5 protein-coding genes are annotated in these 8265 nt (G+C 48.5%); all 5 read right to left on the reverse strand.

The genetic code is table 11. The features are described 5' to 3' along the window. The coding region (locus A3751_RS05120; RefSeq protein WP_068453008.1) for a molybdopterin oxidoreductase family protein at nucleotides 1–2157 on the reverse strand (2157 nt) is incomplete at its 3' end. Nucleotides 2158–2160: 3 nt separating this feature from the next. Beyond that, the gene (gene nirD, locus A3751_RS05125; protein ID WP_068453012.1) at nucleotides 2161–2523 is read right to left on the reverse strand and encodes a nitrite reductase small subunit NirD; all 363 of its coding nucleotides are present in this window, start codon (nucleotides 2521–2523) and stop codon (nucleotides 2161–2163) included. Between the two features lie 10 nt (nucleotides 2524–2533). Further along, a complete protein-coding gene (gene nirB / locus A3751_RS05130; protein ID WP_068453015.1) occupies nucleotides 2534–5095 on the reverse strand; it encodes a nitrite reductase large subunit NirB in 2562 nt (853 codons plus the stop codon). Nucleotides 5096–5384: 289 nt separating this feature from the next. Next, nucleotides 5385–7988 carry an EAL domain-containing protein gene (locus A3751_RS05135; RefSeq protein WP_068453018.1) on the reverse strand — a complete coding sequence of 868 codons (2604 nt, stop codon included), beginning with the start codon at nucleotides 7986–7988 and terminating at the stop codon, nucleotides 5385–5387. Between the two features lie 95 nt (nucleotides 7989–8083). After that, nucleotides 8084–8265, reverse strand: a 182-nt coding sequence (locus A3751_RS22640) for a hypothetical protein (protein ID WP_369821225.1), incomplete at its 5' end; no start/stop codon positions are given.

Here is an 8265-nt window from a genome sequence, read left to right on the forward strand (position 1 = left end):
CGCGTCTCGCGCATCACTATACAAATAAGCGATTGAGGCAGAAGAAGACCATTGTTTTCCCCAGTGAATTGGCGCAAATAACTCTCCACGCCGCTGAGCGCTGTCAATCTGAATGGGCAGAACTACTTGCTGGCTAGTTTGCGTCGAAACAGCCGAACTCAGTGATACGAGGTCACCATCTTTCAGATCCAGCGCTTGAGCATCCTCGGCATGAATCGCTAAAAAAGACTCCGGACTATGCTGGCTCAAGGCAGAGCTTGAGCCAGAGCGGGTCATGGTATGCCACTGATCTCTGAGGCGGCCACTGTTCAGAACGAAAGGGTATGCATCAGAAGTCACTTGAGTCGGGATCTTGAAGTCGACCGCTATACAGTTAGCCTTTCCCGTGGGGGTATAAAACGCTTGGTCTGTAAATAGACGTTTCGTACCGTTCGGATTCGTGCTGTTTACTGGCCATTGCACAGGCTTCATACGATCAAATTGCGCGCGACTAAGCTGCGCAAGACCTGACAAGTCCAAGTCTCGTTGACTCTCATTCTCACCACGACCGTTTCGGTAACCGGTCAGCCCGGCATACTCCACAAAAACCTCATGGCTACTCTGAAAATCGAACCCGGAATACCCCATTCTCTGGGCCACATCACAGATGATTTTCCAGTCATGACGCGCCTCTCCTAAAGCAGGCAAAAAAGCACGTTGGCGTGAGATAGTTCTATCGGAATTTGTCACTGTTCCGTCTTTTTCCGACCACGCGGTGGCTGGAAGTTTTATATCCGCATAAGCAAGCGTATCGTTCGACGCGACATAATCAGAGACCACTACACACGCACACTTTTTAAGGGCGCGCTCAATTCGATTGCGGTTTGGCATGCTTACCAACGGATTCGTTGCCATAATCCAGACGGCTTTCACTTCTCCGGATTCGATTGCATCAAACAGCTCAACGGCTTTATGGCCCGCCTGCTCAGAGAGCGTGGGGGAGTTCCAGTATTCCTGAACGATATCCCGATGCTGTTCATTATCAATATCCATATGCGCAGCGAGTAAGTTAGACAGCCCACCCACTTCGCGGCCCCCCATCGCATTTGGTTGCCCGGTTATTGAAAACGGAGCGCTACCGGGCTTACCTATTTTCCCGCTCGCCAAATGACAATTTATAATACTGTTTGCCTTGTCGACTCCAGAACTTGACTGGTTCACTCCCATTGAATAGAAGCTCATGGCTGTCTGACTAGCGCAGAACCAAGTATAAAACTGCTCCAATCGATCGGCGGCGAGATCACACACCTGTGCGGTGCGCTCTACTGTCCATTCTCTGGCCTGCTTCAACGCATTATCAAATCCGGCAACACTACTCTCGAGAAAACGAGAATCTAATCCACCATTCTCACTTAGATAATTCAACAATCCATTGAAGAGAGCCACGTCGGTACCTGCCTTAATCGGTAGGTGTAGATCTCCTAGCTCGCAAGTAGCGGTATTGCGCGGATCGATAATAACAACTTTCAAACCCGGGTTTAGCTGCTTGGCTCGTTCAACTCGCTGAAATAACACTGGATGAGTCCAAGCGGCATTCGAACCAACAAACACAATTAACTCGCTGAGTTCTAGATCCTCGTAACTACAGGGTACGGCGTCACTACCAAACGCACGTTTTTGAGCTGCAACCGCAGATGACATACACAAACGAGAGTTTGTATCGATGTTGGCTGATCCGATATACCCTTTCATGAGCTTGTTCGCGACATAATAGTCTTCGGTCAGCAGTTGCCCTGACACATAAAGCGCAACCGAATTGGGTCCATGCTCTTTTATAATCTTGCTAAAACGATGCGCAACTTCATGCGCGGCCTGCTCCCAACTCGCATCTAGGCCGTCTACCTGCGGCGTAACAAGCCGCTGGTTTTGCTCCAGAGTATCGAGTAATTTACTGCCCTTAATGCAAAGACGGCCAAAATTAGCAGGGTGCTCAGGCGTTCCGGAGACGGCAACTGGCTGCGGTTGGCCTACAGAGCCACTCAATTGCACATCCACGCCACAACCCACACCACAGTAAGGGCAGGTGCTTTGTTTTAACGTACTTGAGGCCAGTGCGTTTGACTCTAAGCCATGCGAGCTGCCGCTATTGATCGTCGGGATTCTCTGCAAGCCAGACATAACCTAGCCAACCATACCAAGTTGCACGGTATTACCAACAATGCGGGTGGGGTAAGCGCTAATCATCTTACTCTCATCATCAAGACATTCCCCTGTCGCCAAACAGTAGCGCTGCTTATAAAGCGGCGAGGCAAGCACAAATTTTTGCTCATCATTATCCGAATTTACCGATGCAACTAAGCCTCGATACAAGACGTTTGCCTGACCAAACGGGTCCCAATTGCTAACGGCAAACACCTGAGATTCACTACTCGTACTTATCTTGAAAATAGCGACCTGCTGCTCGTCTACCAAAGCACAAACACCCGAGTTATCTACCAAGTCTTCTACTTCACAAATTGGGATCCAACGATCGACTTCTTTCATTTTTCTACCCCTATACCAACTCAGTTTCTGCGTGTTCATCTTCCGAAAGCGCGTCGCTGGCAATGATTTTCTCGTCCGCTCGTGCTGGACGTATCTGGTCACGCTCTTCAACAAACACAATGTTTGGATCCGTTTTGTCGCTGTTCACAAACTGTCTAAAACGCTTACGCGAATCCTGTTTTTCAACCGCAAGCTTCCACTCACACTCATAGCTATCCACAATATGCTGCATTTGCGCTTCAAGCTCTTGAGCAATCCCCAACGAATCTTCAATGACGACCTGTTTGAGGTATTCCAGCCCGCCTTCCAGATTGTCCATCCAAACGGAGGTACGCTGCAGACGATCGGCTGTTCGAACATAAAACATCAAAACGCGATCGATGTATTTAATGAGGGTTTCGGTGTCCAAGTCCGTCGCAAACAGGTCTGCATGACGCGGTTTCATCCCGCCATTACCGCAAACATAGAGGTTCCATCCCTTATCCGTCGCAATGACCCCAATATCTTTACCCTGCGCTTCAGCACATTCTCGGGTGCAACCTGAGACAGCCATTTTGACTTTGTGCGGAGCACGAAGACCCTTATAACGATTTTCGATATCGATGGCCGCGGTAACAGAATCCTGAACACCGAAGCGACACCAAGTGCTGCCAACACAGGACTTAACCGTTCGCAAGGATTTCGCATATGCGTGACCGGTTTCAAAACCGGCAGCGATGAGCTCTTCCCAAATTGGAGGCAATTGCTCGACGCGAGCGCCGAACAAATCAACACGCTGTCCGCCAGTAATCTTGGTGTAGAGCTTATATTTCTTCGCAACCTGGCCAAGCACGATAAGCTTGTCAGGGGTAATCTCTCCACCTGCAATACGCGGGACAATCGAGTAGGTTCCGTCTTTCTGCATGTTTGCCAGATACGTATCGTTTGTGTCCTGCAAGCTCACATGATCTTTGGACAAAACAAAATCATTCCAAACCGAAGCGAGTATTGAGCCCACTGCTGGCTTACAAATCTCACAACCAAGACTGCCTTTGCCATGAGCATGAATAAGCGCTTCGAAGGTCTTGATTTGCCCGACTTTAATAAGATGGAACAGTTCTTGGCGTGAGTAAGCGAAGTGCTCGCAAATGTCTTTTTTAACTTCAACGCCGCGCTTCTCAAGCTCAGCGTCGAACACATTTTTCAGTAGTGCGGAACAACCACCACAACCTGTACTTGCCTTGGTGCAAGCCTTGATTGCAGGCAAATCGCAACTACCCGCGTCGATAGCCTCAACAATGTCGCCCTTCGAAACATTATGACAAGAACAAACGGTAGCCGTATCAGGCAGGGCGTCTGCACCCAGAGCCGGCGCAGCATCAGAACTTGGCAAAATGAGGCTTTCAGGCGCATCAGGCAAATCAATACCATTAAGCGCGTACTGCAAAAGCGTATCGTAATCCGCGTTATCGCCTACCAGTACAGCACCGAGAAGCTTTTTGCCTTCGGCATCAACAACAATCTTTTTGTATACTTCTTCAGGCTGATTTTCATAAATATACGACTGGGCCCCTTCGGTCCGACAGTGCGCGTCGCCGATAGAGCCAACATCAACGCCCATCAATTTCAGCTTGGTACTCATATCCGCACCTTCAAATGCAAGGTCGCCGCCCGTAATATGACTTACCGCCGCACGCGCCATCGTGTAACCCGGCGCAACCAGACCAAAAATGAAGTTATTCCAGAGCGCACATTCTCCGATGGCATAGATATCCGGATCTGAGGTAAGGCATTGGTTGTTCACGACAATCCCGCCTCTTTCACCAAGCTCAAGGCCAAACTCACGTGCAAGCGCGTCTTGAGGACGAATGCCTGCGGAAAATAGAATCATGTCTGTCTCAAGGTGATCACCATCCGCAAAACACATACGATAACGGCAGTTTTCACCCGCAGTAATTTCTTGAGTCGCTTTCTGGGTGTGTACTTGAACGCCCAACGATTCAATTTTTGATTTAAGTAAACGACCGCCACCTTGGTCTACCTGAACCGCCATAAGCTGAGGAGCAAACTCGACGACGTGGGTTTCAAGGCCCGCTTCCTTCAGGGCATTTGCCGCCTCCAAGCCAAGTAATCCGCCACCGACAACAACACCCACCTTACTTTGCTTGGATGAAGCCTCTATGCGTTCAAGATCTTCTATTGTGCGGTATACCAGACAGTGCTCTTGATCATTGCCCGGGATAGGAGGAACAAAAGGATAAGAGCCCGTAGCGAGCACCAGCTTGTCATATTCAAAGCATTGACCATCTGCGGTTTCAACTCGCTTTGCATCACGGTCAATCTTGCTGACGCGCGCATCAGTAAAGAATTTCACGCCCTGTTTGGTGTATTGCTCCGGGGTGGTTAAGGCCAAATCATCCGCCGACTTACCGCTAAAATACTCTGAAAGATGCACCCGATCGTAGGCCAATCGCGGCTCTTCAGATAACACAGTAAGATCAAAACCATCGTGCTGCTCCATGAGCTGATCAACAAAGTGATGGCCAACCATCCCATTCCCAACGACAACAATTTTCATATTTGATGATTGCATTCTTCAGTCTCCACCAATGTTCTAAGGGCAAAAAAAAACCTCCATAACCAGAACACATATCTGATTGCGGAGGCTTCTTTGCCTGATGCAGGCCCGAGGTCATTCTCGAGCTGCAAGATTTATTTTACGACTCTAATCGTATTCACTTTGAGGTTTTACATTCAAATTCGATACCAACTTATGAAACCTATATGTTTCAGTCACTTACATATGACAAAACAATGGAGAACCGGATAAATGCGTCATCAGAGTGCATTACGCACCATGAAGAGTCCTTTTTTGGAGAAGCCTAGCCTAGCGCTAGGGCCTCATGTTCTGACAACCATAGCTGCATATCATCAAATGGCATTGGACGCGCAATCCAATAACCCTGAAAACGATCGCAATTTAAGTCCCGCAGGGAGTTAGCCGTTTGTTCATCCTCAACGCCTTCTGCAACCAACTCAAGATTAAGCGCATGCGCCATGTCGACAAACGTCTTCACAATCATCAATGAACTCTTACTCTCGCAAACATCAACAATCAGAGAGCGATCGAGCTTCAATTCGGAAGCCGGGAGGCGTTGCAAATAAGAGAGGGAGGAATAACCGGCGCCAAAATCATCTATGGCAATTTTAAAACCTTTATCAACGAGCGTTTGCAAAGCTGTAATACCCAATACCGGGTCTTCCATCGCCGCAGTCTCCGTCAATTCCAGATAAAACATATCTGCACTGAGTGCGGTGTTGTCGAGTATCTGAGAGAGCTGCTCTGCAAAATGTGGATTATGTAAGTTGCGCGCAGAAATATTGATCGACATGGTGCCGACATATCCTTTGGCACGGAGCTCTAACATTCGCTCGACGACGCTCCGAAACACCCACTGCGTTATCAAATCAATGAGTCCGGTTTGCTCGGCAAGCGGGATGAATTTGTCTGGCGGAACAAACCCAAGTTTAGGGTGCGTCCAACGCAGCAAGGCCTCCATTCCCGTGACTTTAGATGTCTGCATCGCGAGTTTGGGTTGAAATGCGAGCGCTAGCGTATCGTCATGAATAGCCTGCCTAAGCTCCGTAAGCAGTGTTAAGCGACTCTCATCGTATACATCGAAGTCACCGTGATATACCCCCATCAAACCACTTTTTGGGTTCGGCGATTCCATCGCGATCAGCGCATTGCGAATTAACTTGGCGGGGTCCGTTCCATGCTTTGGAAATAACGCACTACCAAAACGCGGTGACAACTCAAGGCTCAGTCCTTCAAATGCAATCGGAGCGCTGAGTTTGCGCAGAACTTCATAAAACCCTTCCGGTGACGCCTCAAATGCGTCCTGGTCGACCAGCACTCCAAAGGTCACTCCCGCTATCTGAAACAGTCCCTCTTCATGACCGTCCTCAAGCTTTGCATTCACGACCCCCTGCAATGCTTGCGTATCGTTTTGGAGGCTACGAGCAATTTGTCGGAGCAATCTCTCACTGCTTGATAAGCCCAGCGTCCGCGTAATATCGTCAATGCGCGACATGTTCAAGGCCGCAACAAAGTAGCGTTTTTCTGGATTTTCCATCAAGGTATTCCGCACCAGCCACTCGAAACGATTGCGATTTAGAAGCTGGGTTACGGGGTCCCGAGACATTGTCTGCGCTAACAAAATCTGAGTTCGATTTCGCTCTTTTGCCGTGTCGAGACTCTGCGCTTGAGCACGTATTTTCTTTTCTCTTTCTCGATAAAGTCGATCCGCAAGCGCCAACGTTAGCACCAAAGCTTCAATGCCCGACCCGATCTGCATTGCATATTCTGTCCAAAAATTGTTCGGTAGTGCGCCGGTACTCCTGCCCGTTGTAATGGCAAACCCTAGCGTCAGGGGAACCCACGCAATAGTGAAGTAAATACCGGATCGCTTACCTTTAAACCAACTGATTGGCCCAGCAAAAACAAGTACCGCAAAAAGCAAAACACCACCAATGGCCGATACACGCACTGAAAAGTCGTAGCCCATAAACATGGATACGCCGAGATCAAAGATCTCAAAACCGACCATCACCAAAATGGCTTTATCCAACATCGGAGTGCCACGATAGGTTCGCATAAAGCTGCGCGCAAAAAGCAAAGAGAACAAAGCAAGAAAGGGCATCGACATAAGGAACAATCGACTGTTCAAATCGGGTGCATGAGGCAACACCATCTGATGAATAAAGCCTCGACTGCTCGCAAAAAATACTAGGTAGCCAAAAACGGCTAACGCGTAATACAAATACAATCTTTCACGCAGTGTAAAAAATACCGCTAGATTCAAAAGCAAGATGACGGCTAAAGCGCCATAGTAAAAAAAGTGGATTTTCTGTTCGCTTGCAGCAGACTCAAAGAAGGATTTCTCTGTCCAAAGATACAGGGGCAGCAACATCGAGCCCTGGGTTTTGACTCGGGAAATAACCGAAATATCCTGATTACTCTCTAACTGAAAGTTGAACAAAATGCTTGGATGATCAATATGCCTAGGGTAAAAGTTCCGGCTATCACCGGTTGCTAAATCAAGCACTCTTCCATCTGAGGTCGTTGCTTTGAAGACCACATCATCAAGTAATAGATAATCGACCTCCAAGACCATGTTCTGGGTATTCGCAGTTTTGTTGCTGATGAGCGTTTTTATCCAATACTGGGAACTCGTAAAACCAAAGCTCCCTTGCCCCGGCATGGCTTTGGACCATCGATCCTCAGGCAAGGCTTGTATCTGCTCGAAGGTATAAAGATGATAAGGGTCTTCGAAATAGTCGAATGCCATAGGCAAGGGTGAATCTGCCCCATCTTTTAAGGTGTTTTCTGCCGACCACAGCACCTGTGCACATAGCAGTAATACAACCGCTAAAATGATTTTGGAGATGGATCGACGAGCGACATGACGATGGTATGCAGACACTAAAGCTCTCTCTAGTTTTCTTATATGCCCCTAAAGTTTAGCCAGATTCTTCGATTTAGCCCGTTTACCGAAGCCAAACCCGATAATGCCAAAAGCTATGCGCCAAGCAGCGGCCCTTCGCGAAACGCATCAGGCCCAGCCACCTTACCAATATCCATACCAGCAATAGCAAAACGCCGGTTTTCTCGTGCGAAAAACTTTCCGGCGGCCTTCGTGGTGATGGGTGTAATGGTTTGATCGTTCGGCTTAACGATCTCAGCGAGCACGTCTCCCGCCG

The organism is Oleiphilus sp. HI0080 (assembly GCF_001635135.1).

Coding starts and splice junctions, on each gene's coding strand:
- nirD (WP_068453012.1), bottom strand. CDS start 2,523: ATGAAAGAAGTCGATCGTTGGATCCCAATTTGTGAAGTAGAAGACTTG.
- nirB (WP_068453015.1), bottom strand. CDS start 5,095: ATGCAATCATCAAATATGAAAATTGTTGTCGTTGGGAATGGGATGGTT.